23 protein-coding genes are annotated in these 22,179 nt (G+C 52.7%); 5 read left to right on the top strand and 18 right to left on the bottom strand.

The features are described from left to right. Window positions 1–13: 13 nt before the first annotated feature. Window positions 14–247: a hypothetical protein gene (locus ABLV52_RS15025; RefSeq protein ID WP_004132711.1), complete on the bottom strand. Its 234-nt coding sequence runs from the start codon at window positions 245–247 to the stop codon at window positions 14–16. A gap of 409 nt (window positions 248–656) precedes the next feature. Here ABLV52_RS15025 and ABLV52_RS15020 point away from each other — a divergent pair, with 409 nt between their 5' ends. Together ABLV52_RS15020 and lpxP are read left to right on the top strand one after the other, a co-directional pair. Next, on the top strand, window positions 657–929 hold the full coding sequence (locus tag ABLV52_RS15020) for a hypothetical protein (protein ID WP_181941403.1): 273 nt from the start codon (window positions 657–659) through the stop codon (window positions 927–929). Between the two features lie 200 nt (window positions 930–1,129). Continuing rightward, the gene (gene lpxP / locus ABLV52_RS15015; protein WP_023279062.1) at window positions 1,130–2,038 is read left to right on the top strand and encodes a kdo(2)-lipid IV(A) palmitoleoyltransferase; all 909 of its coding nucleotides are present in this window, start codon (window positions 1,130–1,132) and stop codon (window positions 2,036–2,038) included. Window positions 2,039–2,469: 431 nt separating this feature from the next. Here lpxP and ABLV52_RS15010 read toward each other — a convergent pair whose 3' ends face one another. Next, window positions 2,470–3,042: a recombinase family protein gene (locus tag ABLV52_RS15010; RefSeq protein ID WP_050887852.1), complete on the bottom strand. Its 573-nt coding sequence runs from the start codon at window positions 3,040–3,042 to the stop codon at window positions 2,470–2,472. 90 nt (window positions 3,043–3,132) lie between these two features. On the opposite strand from ABLV52_RS15010, the gene ABLV52_RS15005 reads away from it, so the two are divergent. Genes ABLV52_RS15005 through ABLV52_RS14995 form a run of 3 tightly spaced genes read left to right on the top strand, consistent with a single transcriptional unit; the run spans window position 3,133 to window position 6,658 of the window. Next, window positions 3,133–4,680 carry a hypothetical protein gene (locus tag ABLV52_RS15005; protein ID WP_124990313.1) on the top strand — a complete coding sequence of 516 codons (1,548 nt, stop codon included), beginning with the start codon at window positions 3,133–3,135 and terminating at the stop codon, window positions 4,678–4,680. A 12-nt stretch (window positions 4,681–4,692) separates the two neighbouring features. Next, a complete protein-coding gene (locus ABLV52_RS15000) occupies window positions 4,693–5,367 on the top strand; it encodes a hypothetical protein (protein WP_032412789.1) in 675 nt (224 codons plus the stop codon). Continuing rightward, window positions 5,360–6,658 (top strand): BNR-4 repeat-containing protein, encoded by a 1,299-nt coding sequence (locus ABLV52_RS14995; RefSeq protein ID WP_124990315.1) that lies wholly within the window; start codon window positions 5,360–5,362, stop codon window positions 6,656–6,658. The genes ABLV52_RS15000 and ABLV52_RS14995 overlap by 8 nt, the downstream gene beginning before the upstream one ends. A gap of 62 nt (window positions 6,659–6,720) precedes the next feature. Here the strand turns inward: ABLV52_RS14995 and ABLV52_RS14990 are convergent, their stop codons facing one another. The 16 genes from ABLV52_RS14990 to ABLV52_RS14915 form a co-directional block, all read right to left on the bottom strand. After that, window positions 6,721–8,103: a hypothetical protein gene (locus ABLV52_RS14990; protein WP_102095291.1), complete on the bottom strand. Its 1,383-nt coding sequence runs from the start codon at window positions 8,101–8,103 to the stop codon at window positions 6,721–6,723. Window positions 8,104–8,105: 2 nt separating this feature from the next. Continuing rightward, entirely contained in the window at window positions 8,106–10,394 is a 2,289-nt protein-coding gene (locus ABLV52_RS14985; protein WP_348890550.1) for a right-handed parallel beta-helix repeat-containing protein, read from the bottom strand. A 76-nt stretch (window positions 10,395–10,470) separates the two neighbouring features. After that, entirely contained in the window at window positions 10,471–13,539 is a 3,069-nt protein-coding gene (locus ABLV52_RS14980) for a host specificity factor TipJ family phage tail protein (protein ID WP_117132362.1), read from the bottom strand. Next, window positions 13,536–13,916 carry a hypothetical protein gene (locus ABLV52_RS14975; RefSeq protein ID WP_023322461.1) on the bottom strand — a complete coding sequence of 127 codons (381 nt, stop codon included), beginning with the start codon at window positions 13,914–13,916 and terminating at the stop codon, window positions 13,536–13,538. Before ABLV52_RS14975 ends, ABLV52_RS14980 begins: the two co-directional genes overlap by 4 nt. A 9-nt stretch (window positions 13,917–13,925) precedes the next feature. Continuing rightward, a complete protein-coding gene (locus tag ABLV52_RS14970; RefSeq protein ID WP_124990309.1) occupies window positions 13,926–14,408 on the bottom strand; it encodes a DUF1833 family protein in 483 nt (160 codons plus the stop codon). Next, window positions 14,395–14,868 carry a hypothetical protein gene (locus tag ABLV52_RS14965; protein ID WP_048968368.1) on the bottom strand — a complete coding sequence of 158 codons (474 nt, stop codon included), beginning with the start codon at window positions 14,866–14,868 and terminating at the stop codon, window positions 14,395–14,397. Before ABLV52_RS14965 ends, ABLV52_RS14970 begins: the two co-directional genes overlap by 14 nt. Then, window positions 14,868–17,525 (bottom strand): phage tail length tape measure family protein, encoded by a 2,658-nt coding sequence (locus tag ABLV52_RS14960; protein WP_232647376.1) that lies wholly within the window; start codon window positions 17,523–17,525, stop codon window positions 14,868–14,870. Before ABLV52_RS14960 ends, ABLV52_RS14965 begins: the two co-directional genes overlap by 1 nt. 73 nt (window positions 17,526–17,598) lie before the next feature. After that, on the bottom strand, window positions 17,599–18,030 hold the full coding sequence (locus tag ABLV52_RS14955) for a zinc ribbon domain-containing protein (RefSeq protein WP_227542082.1): 432 nt from the start codon (window positions 18,028–18,030) through the stop codon (window positions 17,599–17,601). Between the two features lie 47 nt (window positions 18,031–18,077). Continuing rightward, window positions 18,078–18,434, bottom strand: coding sequence for a hypothetical protein (locus ABLV52_RS14950; protein WP_004217333.1), 357 nt, complete (start codon window positions 18,432–18,434; stop codon window positions 18,078–18,080). A gap of 76 nt (window positions 18,435–18,510) precedes the next feature. Beyond that, window positions 18,511–18,687: a hypothetical protein gene (locus ABLV52_RS14945; RefSeq protein ID WP_114264685.1), complete on the bottom strand. Its 177-nt coding sequence runs from the start codon at window positions 18,685–18,687 to the stop codon at window positions 18,511–18,513. A 167-nt stretch (window positions 18,688–18,854) separates the two neighbouring features. Continuing rightward, window positions 18,855–19,337: a hypothetical protein gene (locus tag ABLV52_RS14940; protein WP_100157601.1), complete on the bottom strand. Its 483-nt coding sequence runs from the start codon at window positions 19,335–19,337 to the stop codon at window positions 18,855–18,857. A 52-nt stretch (window positions 19,338–19,389) separates the two neighbouring features. Next, on the bottom strand, window positions 19,390–20,562 hold the full coding sequence (locus ABLV52_RS14935; RefSeq protein WP_232647379.1) for a phage tail tube protein: 1,173 nt from the start codon (window positions 20,560–20,562) through the stop codon (window positions 19,390–19,392). Between the two features lie 23 nt (window positions 20,563–20,585). After that, window positions 20,586–20,978, bottom strand: coding sequence for a phage tail terminator-like protein (locus ABLV52_RS14930; RefSeq protein ID WP_023279078.1), 393 nt, complete (start codon window positions 20,976–20,978; stop codon window positions 20,586–20,588). Next, window positions 20,975–21,526: a hypothetical protein gene (locus tag ABLV52_RS14925; RefSeq protein ID WP_012967909.1), complete on the bottom strand. Its 552-nt coding sequence runs from the start codon at window positions 21,524–21,526 to the stop codon at window positions 20,975–20,977. The genes ABLV52_RS14930 and ABLV52_RS14925 overlap by 4 nt, the downstream gene beginning before the upstream one ends. Window position 21,527: 1 nt before the next feature. Next, window positions 21,528–21,911 carry a hypothetical protein gene (locus ABLV52_RS14920; RefSeq protein WP_023279079.1) on the bottom strand — a complete coding sequence of 128 codons (384 nt, stop codon included), beginning with the start codon at window positions 21,909–21,911 and terminating at the stop codon, window positions 21,528–21,530. After that, window positions 21,883–22,179 (bottom strand): hypothetical protein, encoded by a 297-nt coding sequence (locus ABLV52_RS14915; RefSeq protein WP_023279080.1) that lies wholly within the window; start codon window positions 22,177–22,179, stop codon window positions 21,883–21,885. Before ABLV52_RS14915 ends, ABLV52_RS14920 begins: the two co-directional genes overlap by 29 nt.

Genomic DNA, 22,179 nt, shown 5'->3' with positions numbered 1-22,179 from the left:
TCCCGGAGGTGCATTAACGTCTGCCGTTAATGCGCTGATTATCCCTGAGAACATCAATCGCAGTCTGCATGGCGATTTTGTCATCCCGCCTTTTTTGTTTGTCCTGCATGACCTGAAGGTATTCCAGCAAGGTGCGGGTATTAATCGGTCGGCCCTGTTTACCCACAGCCAGCACGGCTTCGCCAAGAATAATTTTCACAGGCGGTAGTTGTGCCGGATACCAGTCAAGGGTGTCTTCTGATTTCATCTTAAATTTCTCACGAAAGGGTAGTGTACCATAAATGAGACGTTCAATTTTCAATATCTGATAACCTCATTCAGACACAACTTAACATAACTTATGCCAGTTATTTTTATATTAAAGCGTATAATAATTACTGTATTCCTCAGAGAATCATTTATGTCTTATACAAAAGGGCTCAGATATTTTAAAGAAAGACCGGTTCATGTTGCCTGCCCGGTATGCGCACACAGAGCCGATCAGAAAGCAGGTAAGCTAAGAAAAGATGCGGTTCTTGAGTGCCCTGCCTGCGGACTGTTGTTCAGACCTTCAGAATGCTGGTGTATCGGCGGCTGATTAGCTTCTGCCACTTAACGTCAGTGATGTCGGAAAATGACAACGTTCCTCCTGTACTGCAGTTGTCGAGGGTATGATAATGAAATCTAAAAAATCTGTTTTTATTGAAGGACATATCCTGTCGAACAGCTGTCACGGGCAGGCTGGCCAACCTTTCTGTATTCACCGGGTCAGGTTTAGTAATGGTAAATATGCCATTATCCGGGTGGCATCCGGGATATGTTTCAAACCAGGCGAAATTATTCAACGAAACGATTGTGAGTGGTTTTATAAACATACCAAAATTCGCCTTCTTTCTTTTGAGTACCTTGATGATGATGAATCCAGAAGACAATTTCTTGAGTATCAATGATAAAACATGAATTTATAACAGAATAACTTTGCTGGCTTACAATTCATTCCTGACTCTTTAAATCCTTTGCCAGTCATTGCAAAAATATTTTTTCTGAATTTAGATGGGTTTAAATTGTCTAAAACAAAATGTATCGCTAAAGACGAATTGCCTCATTGTTTCCCTTTTGCGTTATAACTCCATTAGCATTAAGGAAATTTATGTCACAGACTTTTACTTATAATTTACTCCATCCCCGCTACTGGCTTACCTGGACTGGTTTGGGTCTGCTGTGGCTTCTCGTTCAGCTTCCTTACCCGGTTTTACATATTCTGGGCTCTGGTCTTGGAAAAATATCCAGACCCTTTCTGAAACGTCGGGAAGGAATTGCGATTAGAAATATCGAACTCTGCTTTCCAGGAATGACACCGTTTGCCCGGAACCAGATGGTCAAGAAAAACTTTGTTTCTCTCGGACTGGGACTGATGGAAACAGGAATGGCCTGGTTCTGGAGTGATGCGAGAGTCAAAAAATGGTTTGATGTCGAAGGGCTTGAAAACCTGACCGGTGCGACCAGAGGGGTAATGGTTGTCGGGATTCATTTTATGTCCCTTGAGTTGTGTGGAAGAGTAATGGGGTTATGCCATCCTATGATGGTTACGTATCGCCCACACAATAATCTATTAATGGAATGGGTACAGACAAAAGGGCGTATGCGTTCAAATAAGGCGATGATTAATCGGCGTAATTTATCTGGTTTTGTTCATGCATTGAAAGCTGGTGAAGCCGTGTGGTTTGCACCAGATCAGGATTATGGGCCTAAGGGAAGCGTTTTTGCACCTTTTTTCTCGGTAAAAAAAGCAGCCTCAACGAACGGAACATATGCTCTGTCAAAACTCGCAGGTGCACAACTGATCACACTTAGCATGATTCGACGTAGCGATAAAAAAGGTTATCGCATGTATATCAGCAATCCGTTGTCAGGCTATCCAGGGGAAGACAAGGTCGCCGCAGCGGGTTATATGAATAAGATCATCGAGCATGAAATTCTCCGAGCCCCTGAGCAATACCTGTGGATGCATCGCAGATTCAAAACGCGTCCTGAAGGCGAAGCCTCTTTATATAAATGAACCATTCTACTTGTCATGTACCATGAATCTATCTTGCTGACTACTTTGTAATAGCAGCAGGCTTTACCACGTTGAAATCCTTAAGTTTATAAGGATGAGGCAATGTTTTCCGGGGAAATATCTTAGTAGTCTTCAAACTATCTCCGATTATCCCTGCAATTCTTTACCAAGAGGTTCCCGAGTAAGTACTTGGTGGTTCCCAACTAACTCTTACATATAGCCATTGGCCGTTTACTTAACCAAAAAACGATTGCCAGAAATTTGTAAAGCTCACAACCTTCTACAGTTCCTGCTGTCTAATGAATGACAACACACACCTCAAGGAACTATATGACATTTTTAATCATCTCAGGCGTATCTGTAACCTTATTTGCCATGACTATACTTGGCCTGATTATCGTGTGGGGCGGTATCTCCAACATCCCTGACGATTACTGATTCTCAAAATTCCCTACGCCAGCTACAGGGAAATATTTGTAAATCGTCTTTACCCCAACCCCAATAACATCTGCAGCCTGCTGTCGGGTAGCTCCATTTGCGAGCATCCGGCGGCAATGTTCCACGATATCAGTCGTCATTACCCGACGCCGCCCTCCAATTCTCCCCTGCTCCCTTGCTGCGGCTAAACCAGCGCGAGTACGTTCGACGATCAACTCTCGTTCCATTTCTGCCAGCGCACTCATGACATGAAAGAAGAAACGGCCTGCTGGCGTACTGGTATCGATGCTGTCGGTAAGACTGCGGAAATTCACCCCGCGCGCCTGTAGCTCCGATACGAGCGTAATCAGATCGCGCACGCTGCGGCCAAGCCGATCCAGTTTCCAGACCACCAGCACATCACCCGGGCGGAGCCGTCGCAGCGCTCGCTTTAACCCTGGCCGCCGGGCATTCTTCCCGCTGGCCATATCCTCGAAAACCAGCTCACATTCTGCGCGGATCAGAGCGTTTTTCTGTAAATCGAGGTTTTGATCCCCGGTGGATACCCTCGCATAGCCAATCAGCATGTTGTAACCCTTTGAAATGGCTGATTGTAAAAAGCCGCGGCCATTCGCTCAAACCCTCGTTTTGGCGAACACCGTTTTGGAGCAAAAAACATGGCCGAACTTAACCCGCCTTTGGGAACGACGACGCCTGAAATATTCCTGGATAACGTCAAACGCGCTGACGAGCTGGTTAACGGTCCGGCCGGAACGGTTAACGACCGCGCAGGCGAACCGCTCGATACCTGGCGCCAGATGATGGTTAAGAATGACGAAGTTCGGCAAAACATCATCCCGCTCAGTAAGCAGTATCAAACGCTGGAGGCTGCACAGGCGGATATCGCGAATATTCCGGTGGGCTCGACCACGTACTACCGTAGCCCGGACGACAGCGCGCTCGCAATCGAGGTGATGAACGCTGGCGGGACGCTGCAGCCTACCGGGCGCCGTATGCCTTCATATGACCTGGTGGCGGCCATCAGCCAGGCGGTAACGGCGGAGGTCATGGCCCGAACAGGTCTGATATTCAGCAGCGATGACCAGACCATGCTCTCTTTATGCGATGAATGGGGATATGAAGCCGGGCGGATCACTGAGAATAGTTTCGAAACGAGGAAACTCAGACTGATCCAGTCAGAAACAGGGCCGCTACTGACGCTGGTTGATGATTTCGGTTATGCGGTGAATCTGTTTTCCGAAAGAGGCGCGCTGGTTGCCGGAAATAATGAGTTGTCAGATTCAGAGTCGCTTATTTCCTTCCCTGATGAATTCGGGAACGAGCTGATTCTGGTTGATAAGCAGGGGCGGCTGTATGCCGGGGATAACATCATATTTGACGCGCCGGACTGGGCACGCTGTACCGTTGACCCCTTCGGGTATGTTATCGAAGGCGTGAAATTAAATGGTGATGTGGTCAGCAAGAATGGAGGCGGCGGTAGCGTCGAACCTGTGCCCTCTGTACTGGAGAGCAGCGCAGCAGCGCACTGGCTGTTTGGCTATGAGTCCACGTCGTATACAAGCCGTGTGGGGTATAAAACGCTGACACCGCAGGCCGCGCCGGAATTCAATAACAATTACATTTCGATCTCCGCCTGGGGCGGCGCGCTGATGACCGATATCCCCGATGCCGGGGAATACACTGTCTGCGCGGTGGTCAGGGTACCTGAACAGGCCCCGTTAACCGACTGCGTGGTGATTTACGGCACACAGAACGGGTATTCACTTCGGGATGACGACGACACCTACACCGGCAATCAGCTGTCGATGTTTTCCGACAGGGATGATCGGCGATGGCTGCGTGTGAAAAATTCCGGTTACCGGGGAACGTCCCGGCATTATCCGACACTACAGCCTCCTGTCGGCCAGTGGCTGTTCATTTCACATGTGGTGAAACTTGAGGGCAGCGGACTGCGTTACCAGGCAATCAGCGTAGGTGGCGAAGAATATCAGATGCTGCGCGAGGCCGATGCAGATCGCCTGATTCTTTCCGGCCGCAACATCGCCATTGGCAACGGGTGGTGTGATAACGCCATGTTCAAAACCAAAAATCTCGACATCGCTGAATTCATCTACTTCGACCATTCGCTTTCTGCGCAACAGGTCCAGGCCGTTTATCACAATTCCCGCCAGCGTATGGCTGAGCGCGCACTTAACTTACAGTAAAGGAGTATCCCTATGGGCACAGCAATTATGGCCGCTGGCACCGATGCATCAGCGTACGCAAATAATTATCTTCCGCCGGTCACTGGCCCGCTAGCCTGGGCCAATCTGGAAAGCGATCTGCTGCCGGCTGGTCGGCGCCTTAAAAACTTCGGTAGCCTCGGAGGTACCTTTGCGCTGTCCGGTATTGCTCAGCTGGTAGCAAAAGGTGTCGCAGCGGCAGCGGGTACGGAAAGCCGTCTGACTCTGGGCACCTTTACGCCGGATGCTTACACCTTTATCGTGCTGGTCGACGTGGGTCCGGATGCAGGGATACTGCGTCACCGCAATATTCGTATCAGCACGAATGCCAGCAAAAAGCTCCAGCGCGTCATGGATGCCGGTACCAGCGTTTCGGATATCACTGCGCCTGCAACGGGCGCGTTCGCCGTATTCCTGTGTGGTGACAGCACCGGGCATGCGTTTGGTATTGTGACGGCTTCAGGCATTCAGAAATCCACCTCCACGGCGGTGAACAGCGGGACGACTGCCACCTGGATGGGAGGGACCAATCAGGCAGGCTTGGCAGCAGCATGGGCAGGCTATGGTTCGGCTTTCTATGACCGCAAGCTCAGTGACAGTGAAATGGAGCGGGTGGCAGAACGCCTTATTAAACGGGCGCGTTATCTGGGAGTAACGGTGAATGGCTGATTTGTCGATTTCGGTTATTTCAGACCAGGCATCTGAGAGCAATCAGGCGGGGTGGTGGCACCCCCTTGACAGCTTTCAGGGAGTGGAATGTTACGGGCTGTGTAAAGAGTACGGTACCGCCGGTTATCATCAGGTCGAAATCGTTCGCCGTGATGCCGATGGTACTCTCACGCGGGGAATGTGTAAGAACGTCGACGGGACGGTCGCGGAATTTAACAATGACGTGGGCCATAATCAGCCATCTGTGGTTGTGGACGGTGCGGGATATATCCACGTGTTTACGTCGATGCACGTTAACCTGCTGCGGTACTTTCGCAGCGCGCGCCCTGGCGACGTGTCGCAAATGGTGGATGCGACCCTGGACTTTCCGGATGTGGACTGGGTCTGGACGTACCCGATCACCGGCAGAGGTCCCGATGGTGATGTATATTGCCTGATGCGGATCGCCAGCCGGAGCACCACCGGGGAAAATAAACGCGGGGGTATCCTTTATCGCTTTGACGTCGGCACGCTGCGATGGACCCGTTATGCGCATGTGGCTGAAACAGCCAACCGCGCTATTTACCCGGATGATATAGCCATTAACGAGGATGGCGTCCATCTTCTGTTTCAGTGGTCGGCCTACCCGTCGTCTGCCGTCCGCCATGTCGGAGAATATGGCGTCATTGGTACTGATGGACTGATGAGAACAATAAATAACACGCCCCTCCCAATGCCGGTAACGCAGGGACAGCTGGCGTATAAGCCATTGCAGCCGGGTGAAAACCCGGCGATAAGTGACGGGCTGAAAATGGGGATTCAGTCTGCGAAATTTGCGTTTGATGGCGAGGGGTTGTCGCATATCACTTACCGTTTCAGAACCGTGGATGATCCTTCCGGGACCTGGTTCAGTAAGTTCGGGGTCTACGTTGCGACATGGGCTGGGTCTGCGTGGAGCGAACAGCAGATCGCGTATGTCCCGCCGGAGAGGGGAAACACTTCCGCAGCACTGGCGGCAACCGTTCAGGGGGGCAAGCAGAGGGTGTATTTTTCGGTGGAATACACGTCTTCCGGGAATACTGTCGCTGTCATTGTCCTGGCGGAAAATGCAGGTTCTGGATGGGTCTACTCGGTACTCGGCAACAGCGCCCCCACACTTCTGCGCCTGGGGTCTGCACCAGGAAACGGCGGTGATGTGCTTTACGTCTCAGCACCATTTGAGGCTAAGGTGTATCGCTATTTTGTGCCGGAAGATTATTCCCCGGCTCAGCAATTCACGAGTTTTGATGTGCTGCTGTCGACTCTGGTGTAATTAAAATCATCCCCCGGAATAATGCCGGGGGATAAATTAACTCTTCCTACGGCAAACCGCTGTTATGCGAGCAGGTCAAACTGCGCAATCATATCCGCGTCACTGAGCGCCGAATCGAACAGTACGGCTTTCTGCAGCCAGCCTCCCCAGAATCCAGAGTTTGACACTGTAGAACCAGAAACCGAGCTGTTTCTGCCCAGCATGACGTAATCAAATGCCGGACATCCGGTCAGCAGAGTTTCCGGGTTATCAGTCATACCGGAATAGACCTTGAGAACGCCGTTGTTCAGGGTGATCATCAGTGCATATTCGCCATACTGTGAAAACATTTTCCCTGTAAACGGAATGCCCGCCAGCGTGCTACCGGCGTTAATGTTATGCGCAGCCAGGGACTGGAACGCATTGGAGCTGTCAGCCGCGCCCAGACCGAAACCAATGTATTTCAGTGCCGTGTTATTCAGCAGAGAGAACAGGATATTGCCGCCAGCATTGCCGAGTGCCGCCGGGGTCATTATCCCCTTCACAAACACCGAGAAGTTTGATTTCACGCCCGCAGGAATATCCAGCAGACGGGCGGCGTCTGCCTGGCGGTTCGCGCTGGCAGTGCCACCTACCGCGCCATCAGGAAAGAACGCGGAGCTGGCGTGATAGGTGTTCTTCTCGATCTGCATCAGACTGACCTGCATGGTCCGCCCTGTTCCGACGTAGGCGACATCCGGCTCTGCCAGCGGATCGTTAATCAGGCTGTATTTAACCGAGCCGACAGTATTCCCGCTTCCTTTCACACACAACACACACCGGGCGCTGTCATTGAAACCCTGGAAGATGTTGGCCCTGACGGCAAGACGGCCCATTTTGGTAACCTTCTGATTGCGTACGTCAAAGTTAGCGAACGCCTGAGCCCCTGCGCCTAAAACCTGAATCTGCAGGTACTGTGCTGACCCGGCTTTAGCAAACAGGGACACCACGTTATACAGGGTCGGATCAATCGTGCTCTGGTTATCCATGAGCACATGCGCTTCATTCATGGTGCTTTCGGTAAGGGTACACCACCCGGCAGCTGGCGCGGATACCGTCAGGCCCGACGGCACATAGTTCGCGGCGGTCTGATCCAGTGCACTCAGTGCATAGTTCGTCGCCGAGTTCTCCACCCGCATACCCAGAATCTTTCTGGTCGCCGGATGGCGATCGATGCGTGGTGTATTGATGGCCGCATATTCGAGATTCCCTGCGGCACTGATGAAGGATGCCAGCGTGGTACGGGTGAAAGAGAGGGCCGTGGCGTAATTACGGTTCTTCGAGAAATTCGAATCCGGCTTGCTGACAAAGAGGCTGTTCACCAGGTCGGCATAGTAAACGCCCCCTCGCGGCATCGGAGCCGTCAGCGGCGGCAGGTCAGCGATATCACCCTGATAAATCATATTGGATACGGTTTTTAAAGACATAATTACTCCAGTCCTGGGTTGCGGCCGTAGGTGACGTTAGTCAGTGTGCCGGTGAGATTGATGGGGTTGCTGTTGGTATCGGTGTACTGGTTTTCGGCGATGTCGAAATGGCTGATAGTCCCTGCGCCGGTAATCGCTGCAGCGTCATTCTGCGAACGCAGCTTACAGCCATGAATCGAGCCCCGCGTGATATTGCCGTCCAGCTTAAACGCGGTATCACCGCCATTTCGCAGCATGCGAAGATTCGTGAAGTCGAGGTCGGTAAAGGTGCCGCTGGCAACATTCACCGGATAACGACCGTTATTATTGATATCCATATTGTCGAAGCGAACATCCGCCAGGGTGTTAGCGCCAGCCTCGATTAAAATCGCATCCTGGGCGTTATCGTTGATGTGCATGTCGGAGAATGAATAGCCGCCATCGGCCTGAATTTTGGTCGAGTCATAATGGAGCCCGGTCACCCCGTTACGCTCCGCCTGACAGTTCAGCATCAGCCCGTTCTTGCCCGGTCGGGGAGCGATACCGTTGTTAGCCAGCGTTCCTGCATCAATGCTGATTCCGGTTTTGAGGTTGTCATTGAATTGGCCGTTGACCACCACCAGTCCGGATGCGCCACAGTCGCCAAACCCATGCCCGTTTCCGGTACATACGGCATCGGATACGATAATCTGCCGGGATACGTAAGGCTGACCGGGCCCTGACAGGCGCTGCTGCTCAAAGAAAATGCCGAAGTTTTTGCTGTTGCGGTTAATGGTGCGCGCCACTATCAAGGGCTCGTCCTGCATGGCACCCAGGCCGATCCCGATACCGGAAGCACCGCCGCTGCCGTCAGGTGCCAGGCGTCCGCAGTTATCCGTCTGGCAGTCCAGAACAAAAGACCTGTCAGGATAATCATTACCGATACCGGTGGCCCCGGTGTCGTGAACGTTACAGCGCAGGAACATACACTGACGGAAATACTGCAGGTATGTGCCTTTTGCCCCCACGTCATAGGATGGCGAGTGTTGTTCAGAACCGTCGATCTCGACATCAATCAGGTTAAAGTTTTCGAGGTAGATTTCCTGCGGCGAACGGTAATAAAACGCGGCATTCGCCAGCATCGGCATGAATACCGCGCCTGGAACGCAGCGGATCGTCACGTTAGGTTTCGCAGTGATATAGGTATGCAGGCGATATACGCCAGGGCGAAAAACGATTTCGCCACCATATGGCAACTTGCTTACATAGTTGACTGCGGTCTGCATCTGCAGTGAGATGGATTCGTTACCGTTCCAGTCAATACCAAAGTCCAGCCAGGCATCAAAAATCGCTTTCGCCTTATACAGCGTGTTAACGCGCTTTTTGAGCGAGTTAAAATGTTCCTCCAGCGATTTCCCACCAAACCCCTTCAGATAATAACTTCCATCCTCATCAGTAAATTCAAGCGCCCGGTTCTGCGCATCCGTCAGGCGGCGAATATGCGGCGCACGGTCACGCTGGTAGTTCTCCCTGATCCCCTTTATCGACTCCTGAACTGATTTATCAAGACCGGGGATAAACACCTCCCCAAAAGCATCCTGAAAGGAAATCAGACGCCCGTTGAAATCGTACTGGTGCGTTATGTCATGTTCATCGTTATTAACAATTGAAGATTCGATGGCTCTGATTTTTTGTGCAACAGAAAAGGGGGCCAGACCAGCGATATACAAATCACCCAGTTCATCAATAAAAGCGGGTACGTTTGCATTTTTATCCGGAAACTCATGCAGGTTAGCAGCGCGGTCTTTATGAATTAGCGCATCCAGCTTTCTGAACTTTTCCTGAACTGAAACCGGACCGAGGTTCGCAATAAAAAGCTCACCAAACTCATCGAGAAGAAGGTAAACATTGCCATCTTCGTCATAGGCGCTTTTAAGGATCTGCACAGAGTCGTAGTTAATCTGTTGCCTGATCTGGTCTACAGCCTGCTGAGAAGGCATTTTTCGCCCGGTAGGCTGCAGCGTCCCGCCAACGTTCATCACCTCGATTGCGAGCGCGCTGTCGTCCGGGCTGCGGTAATACGTGGTGCTCCCCTCAGGGATATTCGCGATATCCGCCTGCGCCGCTGCCAGCGTCATATATTGCTTACTGAGAGGAATCAGGTTCTGCCGAACTTCGTCATTCTTAGCCATCATCTGGCGCCATGAATAAAGAGGATCACCACCACGGTCGGGAACATCTGCGGCGGGCCCATTGACCAGCTTATCCAGGCGCTCGGCATTATCGAGCAGCACCTCAGGAGACGAGCTCCCCAGCTCCGGGTTAAAGGCCATGTTTTTTGCTCCAAAAAAGGCGTTCGCCCAAACGAGGGTTTGAGCGAAAGAAAAGTTGAAAGGGATTTTTTTGGTATTAAGCAGCGTCGCCGGGGTATGTGGCGTCGTCGTACTGGTAGAACGATTCCAGGTATTCTTTAGCGGTGACCTGACAGGTTCCGTCTGACTGCGGGGCGATCTCCTCTACAATGGCGTCGTAGACATGGCGCGTTGAGCCGCAGAACACCAGGCGGATCGGCTCGATGGTTGCCGACGACAGGTCAACCTTCATCGGGTCATCAAACTCGCTCAGGTGCGGGACTGACAGCTGAAAATCACCCTCCTTGCTCGCCACCATCAGCCCTGAGGCAGAGCCATCCTGATAGCGGATCAGCGCGCGGGAGTTTTCAAACGACCAGTCCAGCGGCTCCGTGACGGTGAACGTTGTCACGCCACCAGCCGTTGTCATCGCCTCCACCAGACAGGAAATCGTGTTGTTACCCGGAATATCATCCGTGAGCACAATGCGATCGCCCAGGTTGTAGCACAGCGCGTCCAGCTCGGTAGTGGTCTGGAATGTCACCCGCTGCTGCAGGTATTTCATCAGGCGACGCATGCCGATCTGGTAGGCGTGATCCTGATTCAGTACCCCATCAAGTTTGTAGTTCTCGATTTTCACCGGCGTGGGATTGTCCGGCGTCCGGCATTTAACAGTCTCCTCTGCCCAGGTGACGCCGTTGATGTACGTCACGTCGACACCATCAAAATCATCGTCGGACGGCACGGTAAATCCGCTCTGCAGCTCCTCCACCATCTCATGCGGAGTGATCACGCCAGTCCAGGGCTTAATCCCCTCACGGTTGACCGTCGCCAGGCCATCACTCAGCAGAAAACGTGACTTCCCGGCATTGGCTATCTTCTGCAGCATTTCCAGCGCTGAGATACTGTCGCCGGTAGCAAAGTCGAAATACTCGCCGCGTGGCGTCCAGTATGCAGACTCCAGCACGTTGATGGTGTCGACATCCATCTCCAGTCCCAGCGAGTTCCCGACATGCAGCAGCGCCCCAGAAATGGTTCTGGCCGTTCCTGAGTCGTAGGCCCGCGTGGACACAACGTTTACGCGGCGGTCCGACTGCGCCGCCAGCTTCCCGCCCGTCTCAACGGTCACTGCCATCAGCGACACGCCGGGATAGGATGAAGGGCGCGTCAGCAGTCGCCCGCGCAGTGCCTGCCAGTACATCGAATCCCTGGCGTTGTTTGAGCCCTGCTCATTGCGCCGACGGCAGCGAACCTCTACCAGCCCCGGAGAGCTGAGGGTGATCCGCTCAGTGAAACCTAACCCGTTGACGTTTTTCAGCGCATACTCGCCCTGGTGACCCACCCACCCCGATCCGGAACCGTAGACGCGATACTGAATCTCCCACTCAACGTGGCGGATCCGTTTTTTGCCCTTACTGTCAAAACCACAGATGCCGTTCGGGAACGAGAAATTCACCTCGAATGCATCCACCACTTCATTCTCAGGGCATACGAGGAACGGCCCCAGCCAGCTCAGCGTGTCGTTAAGGCCAGTAGCCTCATAGTCGATCATCGTCCTGGCGGTGAATCCCGGCCATGACTCATCAACGGCACCATTAATCAGGCGCGCCACCGTCGCCGTTGTGCCGTCGGCCAAGATGATCTGATATTCGTTGCCACGGTGGGCAAGTGAAAGCCGTTGCACCCCCTCCGGCATGCCGGAAAAGGCCGTTCCCGTGGCACTGTTATAGGCAAGCGTCACATTCGCCGTTACCGCCGGGCTACCGCCGGTTGATGCCGTGCCGGAGGTGTAAACCGGGGCATCACCGAAAACAGCTACAGGCAGCGCAGAAGATGTGATCGCCCCACCCGCGAATGGACTGGCCGACTCCGTTATCAGTACGGTGCCGCCATTGTCCTGTGCAACCAGGCCGGAGCCAGTGAGTCCTTCGGTGATTGCCGCCAGCAGCCCCGACATCGAGACGTAGTTAGCCACCAGCGACACCGGGTAGGTAATCCCCTGCCAGGTGATCGTGAACGTGCTGGAGCTGGTCGAAAAATCGTAGGTGGTCGGGGCCGCACTGGCCTGGAGTTTTGCCGCACTCCCCCCTGTGCCGGGCACTGCAGCCTGACCAGGGGTATATGACGCGATAAACAGATCGTAATCGACAGAGTTAAACCCCAGCGTCACCGGCATACCTACTACCGGCGCGATCTCCGTCAGCAGTGGGCTTGCGATAACGCTGTATCCGGCCGCCGTGGTGATCTGGTAGTTCGCCGGGGCTTTAAGTTCGACCACGGCGCCAGCGACCCAGCTGGGCGGCAGTGCGTTATCGTTCTCGTCATTATCGTCATCATCATCCGTATCCAGCCCGGTAAACGTTACGCTCGAACCGGATACGGTCATGCTGTCTGCGATAATATCGTCGGCATCCGGCGACGTCTGGGCCATATCCAGCCCTGTACCGGATGATGTCCCACCGACCTCCGTACTGTTGACCCAATTTTCACTGCGCTCATCGCCGGAAACGTCCGCGCCTGGCGGGTAATGGATGCTGCTGAAACCAGGCAGCGTCGATGCAGGAGTGCTGCCTACCCGGATATCGCCATTGGTATAAATCAGATCACCGACACCGAGACACAGCAGCATCTGGACGCGCATTTTCGTAGGATCGGCGTCATCAAACCGGGTAACCGGCTGCACCACATAATCAGGGTAGATACGCACCCGGCCAAACACCTCACGAATGGCATCACCGAGTTTTGCCGTATTTGCCTTTGCCGGGTTCAGGTCGAGACTCCGCCCTGTGGATGAGGTATAGCCACCCTTATCGATGTTGCTCATCATAAAAAGCGAATAGGCTGCAGCGGCAACGGAGATACCGACGCCGATCCACGCGATTGTGGCGGCCTCCAGCCCGAAGGGAACCGGATAAAGCCTGACATCACTATCAGGGCGAATCACACACTTAGCCCACTCGCCTGGCGGAATTAACAACCCCTCAATCTCAACGGTCAGCGGTGGGACATCCCGATCCTCGTAGCCTTCAACATTTGCCACCAGCCAGCTGCGAATACTGGTTACACCATGCTCATGCGTTTCGAGTGGTTCACCAGGAAGCCGGGACGGGTAAAAACGAATGGTCATTGCCAGAACTCCACTTTGACAAATCGCCGCTTAAACCGCGGCAACGGCAGAAAGGTGACGTTCGTTCCCGGATTGCATTCCGCCACATGCAGCAGACCATCGATACTGACCACGATCCCTACGTGGGTGACAGTCGACCCGGAATAACAGGCCACCCCGGCCCCTTCGCAGGGTTCGCAGCGCTCAAGGGTAAGCATCATCCGGCGCGCTTCCCGGTCGAGGCCGCCGTCGTCTTTGGTGACCCCGGCAAAATCGGGCCAGACGGGTAAATTCAGATCGCGGCGTATCTCGTTCACAATGCCGAAGCAGTCAAGTAGCGGGTAGGCTCTACCGCCCTTCTGCCATTTAACAGAACGGTATTTATCAGGGTTGAACATTGGGATCCCTTAGCTGATATAACGCAGTCCGGGGAATACAGGTAGCGTGTAGCGGTAACGTGGCCAAGCTGTATCAAGGATATTCATATAACCCGCGGTAATCTGCGCCTCTGTCGCCGTCCAGTAACCAGACTTGATTTTCAGCGTATACGGCACTTCCGCAGGGGCCGCTAAATCCGTGGAGATATAACGCCGGTACGTCAGCGATGCAGGCAATCTGTTAGCCAGGGCATTGCGGATCGCCGTGGACACAACACCATCGATATTGCACAGGGCAAATTTCAAATCTTGCGTACCGTCCGCATTGCGCGCCGGCAGAGCAATGTCTATCGCACAGGCGGTAAACGTTACGGTATCGCCGTTCTCCGTCGTTGCCGTAATACCCTCGTAGCCCTGGCACAGATAATGGACGTCAGAACCAATGGTGATCTGCAGCGTCTCAATGACCACCTCCGGCCCGCTGCTGGCGTAGAGGCGTTTAATCTGAGTCATGCTTCGGCCACTCCTTATTCAGCGCAATATCCAGCAGTGAGCTGCCGACGATCCATTCCGGGTAATTACCCCATGGGGCAGGAGCAAGGGGGCGTTCCCATAATTCAAGCGTCGCTGTGTACTTCCAGTAAATCGGGGCCACCAGTACCGGTCCCTGATAAATATCTGTAAAGCGGCATTTGTAAAACTTAATGCCTGCCGGCGTCTGCAGCTTCATCATGAACCATGCAGCCCCGTCAGATAACGCATCACGGAACCAGGACTCAAACGCCAGTCCCTGCGCATCGGTTTCCATAAACCAGGTGATGCTGGCTTGCGTCGGTGTGGACGTATAAGCTCGCCTTTGCCGCGCGCGGCCGGTGGTTAACTGGGTTCGTTTTAACGGGCTTACAGGCTGGAATCCGTATCCTTCCTGTAATGGCATCGGAAGACTGTCATGCGGGTAGTAGATATCAGTCATCACTCTAACCCTCTGCCTGGATATTTACTGCGCATTGCCTTACCAACTTTCCCATCTCCTCTCAACACTTGCGCAGCAACCTGATCAAGGGCTTCCGTTGTCGCCCGCTTCTGCGTTTGAGCCATGGAGAGAGCCATCTGATCAGGTGTCACACCGGGCGGGGTATGGAAATGCTGCTCAATGGGAGCATGGATGGTGGTCTTGCTGCTGTTGTCGCTGTTAACGTTCTGAATACCAGTACCAAACCCTGTACGCCCCAGAGTTGCATCTAGCGGTTGGCCATTTCGAAGTGCCTCAAGCTGAGACACGCCGATCCGGTTCGTTGACGCCTGGTCAAAGACGTACTCTCCTTTGTGAACAATACCTGCGGGCTGATACTTGCTACCGGGGCCGGTGTAACCGCCGGAGGCGAAGCCAACTCCTGAAACAGCCTGGATATTTGAGACGATACTGGCAGTCTGCGCAGCGATTGAGGCCATAGCGATGATGTTGGCCGGATAAGGCGCGCTTACTGCCCCACTTGCTATAGCCTGCTGGATTTTCACCATAGAGTCAGCGATAGCGAATGCCTTGCTCGCAGCAAAAGCAACCTTGTAGATTGCCGATTGCTCACCAAACCCCGTTCGCATGATGTCGGCGGTACTGTCAAACAAGGACTGCGTGGCCACAGATATGATGGTGTTTTTCTGAGCCTCGATGACCTGATTTGCATCCGCTGCACGCTGACGAATCGACGTCATTCTTGCCTCACCCTCGGCAGTTATTTCGCCGGCCTTCGCATAAGCTTCCTCCTGAGCTGCCAGCCAGCGCTGGAGCTCCTGCTGCGCCTGGTCATATTCATTGATTTGCCCCTGCATCCCCTCAAAAGTTCCAGAGAGTCGCCCTCCTGTGGGTGTCAGGTTTCCTACAACATTACGAACCGTCGAGGGCAGTTGCATATCGGTGTTTTGATAAATATCTGCCCGTGTTTTTTCATATTCACCGGGTTTTAGTTGCCCGGTTGCTTTGGCTTTCTCCAGCAGTTCAAGACGGGTTTTAAGCAGATCGTTGGTCCGCTCATCCTTCGTCTTTACCTGTTCCTGCATTTTCCGGTAATCATCCAGGGTTTTTACGGAGTTTTGCAGTGCCTCCTGCTGCTTATACGCCTGGAGGATTTCATCAGAACGGGAAAGAATCGACTTCTGGTCGGCTGTGAGCTGCGTTTTAGACTTGAGGTCAGCAATTTGCTGTTCGAACTTTACCCGCGCCTGGGTTGCGCTGTTAAGCTTGTCACTGGCATCCAGCTGGGACTGCAAGGCAGTTGTCTGCTGGTTTATTTGATCAAGCAGCCGGGTTGCCGCGTCCTCTGTATAGGCTTTTCCTTTGTGGGTCTTAGGCTGTTCAGCCTTTTTAGCCTGCTCAAGTTCCTTTTCTCGTACAGCAATTAGCGCATTTGCCTGATCGATGGCTTCTTTATTTCCTGAGAAAGCAATTTTTCTGGACTGCTCTCTTGCCTCCTTTAACCGAGCTTCTGCACCGGCAACTCTATCTGCCTCCAGATACTCCTTATTAATCCAGTCAACAGACTCTGCAACAGCTTTATTACCCTGAATGGTCAAAGCATTCATCGTTGATTGCAGGTCGATAGCCTGGCCGATAAATCTCATTGTGGGGTCTATTGCACCACCAAGGGCAACATTCTGCTTACCTTTGTCGGCTGCTGTGTAATAATTTTTGACCTTTATAGCCGCAGCCGTCCATGAGTCGCCTATTTTCAGGATCTCTCGACGATGCATATCAATATCAGCATTCAGAGCCGTAAAATTAGCCGAATCTTTATATTGTGAGACTTTTTGTCGTGCTTCATCGTAACTAAACCCCACATCAATTAATTTATTTACTGCCTCGCTGGCACCGTCATTCGTAGTGATAAACATATTGCCGACGTCTTCGATCGCCAGCCCCGTCTTATCGGATATCGCAACCATATTAAGTGCAAGACGCTCGGCAGCATCACCGTTAGTGCCAAGCGACTCTGTAGCAATTTTTGTTGCCGCTTCAATGTCCAGCCGATTTTGATAAACAGCATAAGTGAGAAGACCAACTGCCCCCGCAGCTACTGTAAATGGATTCACCAACCCCATGACGTAGGTGGATACACCTTTAATTGCAGGAATAATACCCCCGAACATATCTTTCAACTGCCCGCCCTGCTGCATCAGCACCATAAACGGAGACTGACCGGTGGATAAGCCGACAACAATATCTGTCATCTGAGCCGGGATCATGCGCATGGCATAGGCAGTCTGGGCGGCGGATTGGCCGGTTTTACCAAGGTCGTCGCGAAATCCTGTTAGCCTGTTTCGTGTTTCCTCGATTTTCTTTGAATAAAGATCGAATGTATCGGTATCTACCATCCCCTTGGATTTGAATTTCGCAAGATCCTGCTGTTGTTTATCCAGTTTGTTCAGGGCGGCGTTTACCGGGTCGATACGATCTAAAAGTTCAGAAAGGGACTGTTTTTCTTCATCAGTGGCCTTTGTCACTTTCCCTGCACTGGTGGCAGCACGTTCACCTGCCTGCGTCATTTTTACAAGTGCAGTTGCGAGATTGTCAGCCTGCTTTTCTGCCACAGAACTGTCAATAATAATGGCCAGGCGGGAGGTTTGTTCTGTCACGTGCTTTTCTCCGGGCAATAAAAAACCCCGCCAAAGCGAGGTTGGAACTTTTTGAAACTGTCGGGTCTTTACTTCATTGGCGGTAAAAAATTATTGCTACGATAATCACCGCAAAGACAGTAATTGCAATTCCAGCGATTAACTTTACATTGACATCAGCCAGCCTATCACTAGCTCCAGTATTGTCAGTGTTAGCTATTATCTTCGAAGGAGTTACATCACTCCCGCAATGCTTGCACTTCACCGCTTCGGAATTTATTAATTCTGCGCAGTAAGGGCATTTGACTGAAGTTCCGGACGCTTTTAGCTTATCTCCCACCAGAGCAATAATGATACCTGCGATGGCTACGAAACCTCCAAATATCATGTAATTTTGGCGCGATGACATTAATCCAAGATTGTTAACCCTATAGCCACCGCTTGTCGCTACTGTCACATCCATAAATAGCGCCGATACAGCAAAGATCACCCCTATTACAATCGCTAAGTATCCAATAATCTTCACTTATCTACCCCATAAATTAAAAAGCCACCCGATGGTGGCTTTATCAATCAGCTTGCGTTCTCACAACCCGGCAGGCTGCGGTCAATCACAAGATTACCCTCAACACGCAGACCAATCTTACCGAACAGGAAGGAGTGGTTAAGTTGAGTGACAACTACGTCAGACAGACCAACTGCACAGCGATCTTTTTCAATCGCTCGATCAGCGGCTGTTTTAACGTTCGGGATGCCAAGAGGGAAGATGATAACCGGATAGCTATCTTCTGCTGTTACACGTTTCCCTTTGTAGAACTTACCCCCATTGAGGTTGTAATTTTTAGTACTCGCCACAGTCAAATCTGCAACACGTACTGTACAACCAGAAAGTAACAGCGCTCCAAGCGCCAAAGCGATGACTTTTTTCATTATATGTTTCCTTTGATTGCAATCGGAAACATCCTATCATCGACTTTCAGGAGCATGGACCACCATTAATGGTAGGTCAGTTACTTCCTTTCTTATCTGCTGTACGTTTCTGTGCCTCTGCCCACTCATCCCTCCAGGCATCATCAAGGGCCAGTATCGCTGCATCAAATTCAATGCGGTCGATCAGGATGGTGCGCGATGCTAGGTAAAGCTCGATATCGTTCAGGGATAGAGGGAGCGGCACTCCGGCCATGCCGGCATACTTCCTGCCGCGCGATATCATGGCGTAAGCGTTGAGGATCTCCCCAGTGACTGCATCGATTTCAGGCTCCGGAATGGGCGGGAGATTTAGTTTCTCCCTGCGCCACTTTGCTTTCTCGCCCTGCTCGCCGGCGAATTCCTTTAGCCACTTTTGGGCCTCTATGGCTTTTTTACGGTTTCCTGAGTCTGCTGCTCCTTACCCTGAGCAATATTCGCCGCCTCAGCCAGAATAAGCCAGTACAGAGAGGGGTTTTGCTTCAGTAACGCAACACCACGCTCCGGTGTATACGCTACCGCCGTCTCCGTACCATCCACCAGCTCCCCCACGCCTTCCCAGTCTTTCAGAAGAAAGCGCGCGCAATTGTCGATGAGAAGATCATCAACCGAGTCAATCTCGCCCACACTGGCGAGATCGAAAGCATCCGTACCGACCCGGTAGCTCGCGTCCATTTTGTCGATATGGCGCCGCACCAGCGCATTGCGTGAGCGGTATTGTGGATTCTCGCTACTGGCCACCAACAGACGGAGTTTAAATAGCGCCTCGTCTTCCGGCGTGAATTTCTTTTTACTTCCTGCTGGCTTTTTGTAAGGGAAAAACCAGCGTTCTCCGTTCAAATCAATTTGAGAAGAAATAATCAGCATAAAGACTCCAAAAAATCCCGTTCCGCGATGACTGCAGAACGGGCCAGGTAAATTAAGGCGCGGTAACGGTGATTTCAGACGTTGCCGTAAAGGTGCGGGCCTTACCGGTTATTGTTGCAGTACCGGCTGCGTTACGCGTGACCTTCGCTGTTTTCTGCCCGGTAGAAACCACACTGGCGATAGTCGGATCCGATGACGTCCACTGGACGGTATCAGTTGAATCAGCTGGCGTAAGCGTGGCGGTTAACGTCACAGTAGAACCCACGGCGCCAGTTGAAGTGGCTGGCGCAACACTGATTGCCGTCGCCGGCACTTTAGGCACGCGCGTAATCGTCGGCGGAGTATTGGCCGCGGTGATATCCAGCTGAACCTGAACAATGTCAGTGCTCCCCGCATCCGGCCAGTCGCCGGAGATCTGCACTTCCGGGAAATCGAAGGTATAGGCGCCTTCAGCATTCTCCAGGGTGAAGCTAAACGGCACCGTTTCGCCGGTGAACGTTTTTTTGTAAACCTCCCAGGCAGCTTTTGACCATGACAGCGTGATTTGACCTGACGGGGTAAAGGTTGTCGGAATGTTTGCGCCGGCGAACGCCGAACCGGTACCGATGCAGCGCTGGGTCTGCATATTGTTGTCGAACTGAATGTTAAAGGTGTCGACGCAGAAGCCTGTCCCGCCATCAACACCATTTAGCCGGATGTTGGTGACCTCTTTGAAGGAGTAACGCAGCGCCCCCGCTAAATCCACTGGCGTGGTGAAATAGCTGGTATCGTCCCCCTTCGTCTCCCAGTCCAGCCCTGCAAATGTAATGGTTGCAGTGATATCACCATCGGCCGGGATTTCCATCTGGAAGGTGCCAACCTGACAACCGCGGGCAATCTGGGCGATCCCCACATCACTGGCAAAAGTCGCCACGGAGAACGTAATGCGACCGTTACCCATCGTCAGCACGTTATTTACCCATTCGGAACCGAAGCAGCTGGCAAGAAAATCATCATGCTGGTTCCAGCGAAACCGCGTACCGACATCACCGCCGACATCCACAGTGCCGCGTGAAACGCCCTGCGCCATACGGTCACCAGCGATTTCGTCATTATCATTGGTGTTCTGCGTTGGTTTCAGACCAAATGAAGAACGACGCAGCAGGTTCCACGCCCCTGCTGTTGGCGTGATTCCTGGCGTTGTCTCGCGAATAAACGCGGCTACTACTTTTGCACCTGAGCTCACAGGAGCCTCCTGTTTTTTGTGCGCTACAGAGCGCGATAAGGAATTTGAAGATTGAGCTGTAACCAGCCATCGGTCTCACCAGCCGGCACAGCAGAAACAGCGAAATAACTCAGCTTTCCATCGGTCCTGAACTCGAATAACTCCGTTAGCTGATCGGCCGTTCGGGAGATAAGCAACGTCCCGGAGCCGACCGGAACAAACAGCTGAATGATGAGTAAGCCCGTCCTGTGGACGACCGGCCCATCCCCGATCTCGGTTGCGCCTGCCTGCCCTGCAATGTTGGTGAGGCGGGCCCAGATATCGCGGTTGCTGGGGTCAAATACCGGACCATTGGGATAATCCACCGCATCAGAGGCAATAGCGGTCTGTGCCGCCATTCGGGAAATGACAGCATTTCTGATTTCTGTAAGGGTCATTTGTAGGCCTGAATCACACCATTAAACGAGACGGCATAGACGCCTGTCGGCGCTTGCGTTGAGTGGCCATTCTCCAGAGGCACGGAGTAAGGCAGGTTCGACTGGATGTAAATCACCGAGTAGGCTGGCGCCTGGTCAATGATATTTTTGCCATTAAGAAACGTCATTGTCCCGCGCGGATCCGGTTCGGTCGGGACGGAATGATCAGGTTCGCCGATGCTGACAAAATGCGATGCCCTGAAGGTTCCTGCGCGATACTCAGCCGGGCGCCTGATATCCATGCTGTCATTAACACGGACTTTCTTTCTGAGACGGCCAGTCTTTGTCAGATTGGCAGGATCGGCATAAAGAGACTCGTTCCACTCGCCTACCGCTTTGTTGTACTGAACCGCGGTCGCGTTGATAGCCCACAGCTCCGGGTTTCCTACCGGCGACCGTTGAACAATCTCATTCAGCAGTTGAATGGCGATTGTCCGCTGGCGTAGTTTGACATCTTCGGCCACCAGCCCGGCGAATGCGGCCGGGTCAATGTTCCAGCCCTTAGCCATATCACGCCCTCCGCAGTTGAATGGAGTACGCAGCGCCAGCAGAGTCAGCAGAAGCGGTGATGACCTCGTAGCGCTGAAGCTCAGCCGTAATCGGATCCGGCGCGGTGATGATATGCCCGACGGCCGGCTTATCTGTCACCTCGTTAACCAGGGCGGTTAGCTTCACATCACCATGCAGAATGTTAACGCCATCGATACGGCGCATTTTATAGCGCGCTAGTACTCCACGCCCCGAGTAAGTCACATGAGTTTCAGTGCCGGTTTCCGTCACCGGATCCCAGGCACCTCGAACGGTGTAGCTTCCGGCGAACTCGTTGACCGCATCCTGCAGATCGGTATCGAATGCTGCGGCGACTTCAGTTTGGAGTTCGTCGCGGATACCCACGGTCTACCTCCTCTATGCCTTTTTCACCAAAACGCTGAAGCGGGATATTGTTAGAAACATTTCCGCCAGTAAAAAGGACCAGGACGTTACCACGCAGTTTCCTGGTATAGATTTCGCCGTTGCGTTTAACCCTCAGCGGGAGCGGAGCAAACTCAACAACGCCCTTTGCCGGGTTTGCGTAAACGACATAATTGATCGGGTTTCCATTCACAAACACATCGCGAGGGCCGAGCCCGTCACCGGCATAATGCACATCAGTGTTTTGCAT

Source organism: Klebsiella sp. GB_Kp056 (genome assembly GCF_040064755.1).
GTDB classification, from domain to species: Bacteria; Pseudomonadota; Gammaproteobacteria; order Enterobacterales; family Enterobacteriaceae; genus Klebsiella; species Klebsiella quasipneumoniae.
Note: the sequence above shows the minus strand (reverse complement) of the source record. Positions and strands in the feature narration are given on the sequence as shown.

Coding starts and splice junctions, on each gene's coding strand:
- ABLV52_RS15025 (WP_004132711.1), bottom strand. CDS start 247: ATGAAATCAGAAGACACCCTTGACTGGTATCCGGCACAACTACCGCCT.
- ABLV52_RS15020 (WP_181941403.1), top strand. CDS start 657: ATGAAATCTAAAAAATCTGTTTTTATTGAAGGACATATCCTGTCGAAC.
- lpxP (WP_023279062.1), top strand. CDS start 1,130: ATGTCACAGACTTTTACTTATAATTTACTCCATCCCCGCTACTGGCTT.
- ABLV52_RS15010 (WP_050887852.1), bottom strand. CDS start 3,042: ATGCTGATTGGCTATGCGAGGGTATCCACCGGGGATCAAAACCTCGAT.
- ABLV52_RS15005 (WP_124990313.1), top strand. CDS start 3,133: ATGGCCGAACTTAACCCGCCTTTGGGAACGACGACGCCTGAAATATTC.
- ABLV52_RS15000 (WP_032412789.1), top strand. CDS start 4,693: ATGGGCACAGCAATTATGGCCGCTGGCACCGATGCATCAGCGTACGCA.
- ABLV52_RS14995 (WP_124990315.1), top strand. CDS start 5,360: ATGGCTGATTTGTCGATTTCGGTTATTTCAGACCAGGCATCTGAGAGC.
- ABLV52_RS14990 (WP_102095291.1), bottom strand. CDS start 8,103: ATGTCTTTAAAAACCGTATCCAATATGATTTATCAGGGTGATATCGCT.
- ABLV52_RS14985 (WP_348890550.1), bottom strand. CDS start 10,394: ATGGCCTTTAACCCGGAGCTGGGGAGCTCGTCTCCTGAGGTGCTGCTC.
- ABLV52_RS14980 (WP_117132362.1), bottom strand. CDS start 13,539: ATGACCATTCGTTTTTACCCGTCCCGGCTTCCTGGTGAACCACTCGAA.
- ABLV52_RS14975 (WP_023322461.1), bottom strand. CDS start 13,916: ATGTTCAACCCTGATAAATACCGTTCTGTTAAATGGCAGAAGGGCGGT.
- ABLV52_RS14970 (WP_124990309.1), bottom strand. CDS start 14,408: ATGACTCAGATTAAACGCCTCTACGCCAGCAGCGGGCCGGAGGTGGTC.
- ABLV52_RS14965 (WP_048968368.1), bottom strand. CDS start 14,868: ATGACTGATATCTACTACCCGCATGACAGTCTTCCGATGCCATTACAG.
- ABLV52_RS14950 (WP_004217333.1), bottom strand. CDS start 18,434: ATGAAAAAAGTCATCGCTTTGGCGCTTGGAGCGCTGTTACTTTCTGGT.
- ABLV52_RS14945 (WP_114264685.1), bottom strand. CDS start 18,687: ATGGCCGGAGTGCCGCTCCCTCTATCCCTGAACGATATCGAGCTTTAC.
- ABLV52_RS14940 (WP_100157601.1), bottom strand. CDS start 19,337: ATGCTGATTATTTCTTCTCAAATTGATTTGAACGGAGAACGCTGGTTT.
- ABLV52_RS14930 (WP_023279078.1), bottom strand. CDS start 20,978: ATGACCCTTACAGAAATCAGAAATGCTGTCATTTCCCGAATGGCGGCA.
- ABLV52_RS14925 (WP_012967909.1), bottom strand. CDS start 21,526: ATGGCTAAGGGCTGGAACATTGACCCGGCCGCATTCGCCGGGCTGGTG.
- ABLV52_RS14915 (WP_023279080.1), bottom strand. CDS start 22,179: ATGCAAAACACTGATGTGCATTATGCCGGTGACGGGCTCGGCCCTCGC.